The sequence below is a fragment of the Laedolimicola sp. genome, from assembly GCF_051972735.1.
GTDB lineage: Bacteria > Bacillota > Clostridia > Lachnospirales > Lachnospiraceae > Laedolimicola > Laedolimicola intestinihominis.
The window spans coordinates 1-557 of sequence record NZ_JBOKYU010000100.1; the positions used below are offsets into that span (position 1 = coordinate 1).

The window sequence follows — 557 nt, forward strand, 5'->3', positions numbered from 1 at the left end:
GGGTTCGCCACCAGTCGGAAATAAGCGATGATATCCTTTATTTCCTTGCGCTGGTAGAAACTCAGTCCGCCGTAGATGCGGTAAGGAATACCCTGTCTTCTGAACTCCTCCTCGAAGCTTCGGCTCTGGGCATTGGTGCGGTAGAGGATGGCGAAATCATCATATCCGCAATCGTCCTGACGCTTGATGCGCTTGATATCCTTCGCCACAATCAGCGCCTCCTCCTTGTCGCTGTAGGCAGGCTTATACTGAATCTTCTCGCCCTCGTCATTCCGGCTGAACACCTCCTTAGGTATCTGGTTGCGGTTGTGGCGAATCAGGCTGTTGGCTGCCTCCACGATGGTCTGCGTACTGCGGTAGTTCTGCTCCAGCTTGAAGAGTCGGGTGCCCGGCAACTGGCGCTGATAATTCAGAATATTGTCAATGTTGGCACCACGGAAACTGTAGATGCTCTGCGAGTCATCGCCCACGGCACACACACGCAGCTTTTCCCTGCACAGCTGCATCACAATTGACATCTGCACATGGTTGGTATCCTGATACTCATCCACCAGGAT

At 53.1% G+C, this 557-nt stretch carries 1 protein-coding gene; it reads right to left on the bottom strand.

The features are described from left to right. On the bottom strand, positions 1–557 hold a 557-nt coding region (locus tag ACTRC3_RS11765; RefSeq protein ID WP_440323197.1), incomplete at both ends, for an ATP-dependent helicase.